The organism is Microcoleus sp. BM001215392 (assembly GCF_036700185.1).
GTDB lineage: Bacteria > Cyanobacteriota > Cyanobacteriia > Cyanobacteriales > Microcoleaceae > Microcoleus.
This window is the reverse complement of sequence record NZ_JAUBOJ010000586.1, coordinates 1-802: the sequence shown is the minus strand read 5'-3', so window position 1 is coordinate 802 and position 802 is coordinate 1. Positions and strand designations below refer to the sequence as shown.

The window sequence follows — 802 nt, the reverse complement described above, 5'->3', positions numbered from 1 at the left end:
AGCCGGATTTAATATTAGTCGTCTTTAGACGACTTTAGCTATGAGGCAGGGGTTTTAACCCCTGACGGACTATCGGACTGACGAACAATTAAACTTCTGTAAAAACCAGGTTTTTGCCCCCGCGCTACCACCTAAGAAACCGGGTTTTTACGGTTTTTCTCGCCTGTCACGCCTATTCGCATAAAAACCCGGTTTCTGGCCCCGCGCGCTAATCTCCCAATAAAATTCGCAAGGCTTTTAAAGCATTTGAACGATTACCATTGGCAATTTTACCAAACCAATAATGTGCTTCTTCATTACTCATCGCCATAATCCCTTCGGCAATATTCGCAATGCGTTCGGTTTTCGATAGCGGTTGCAGCGATTGAAATAAAATTGCTAAACTTACGCCGGATTCTTCTGATAAAATATAAGGAGTTTGTCGCTGCTGGGATAAAGTTTTTGGATCGTAATTATTTGATTTGAGAGTTGCATAAATTTTTTGTCTCGCTAAAACCAGGGCATTGCCTTTGAGTCGCCCCAATCGTTTAGCCGCCGGACGTTTTTTTTCTCCCGCTTTCTTGTAGGCGCATTGATACAATTCTAAGGCGAAGTTGTTATTATCTATCGGTAAAACTCGTAATTGAAATTCTTGCATGAGCTCTGGGCGGGGCGGGTTTATGAGATATTTGTGTCAACTTAACGTCAAACCCAGCCACAGACTGCTGTTTGATTATTAAGTCTCGATCCCCCCTAGCCCCCCTTAAGAAGGGGGGGACAAGAGTCTTTTCAAAGTCCCCCTTCTTAAGGGGGATTTAGGGGG

Annotated in this window: 1 protein-coding gene; it reads right to left on the bottom strand. The window is 43.9% G+C overall.

The window, feature by feature from the left end; translation table 11 throughout:
• Nucleotides 1-208: 208 nt before the first annotated feature.
• Entirely contained in the window at nt 209-637 is a 429-nt protein-coding gene (locus QT974_RS33000) for a DUF7680 family protein (protein ID WP_333472581.1), read from the bottom strand.
• Between the last annotated feature and the right edge of the window lie 165 nt (nt 638-802).

What these genes read in the sequence shown, in the direction of transcription:
- QT974_RS33000 (WP_333472581.1), bottom strand. Translation starts at nt 637, where the DNA reads ATGCAAGAATTTCAATTACGAGTTTTACCGATAGATAATAACAACTTC.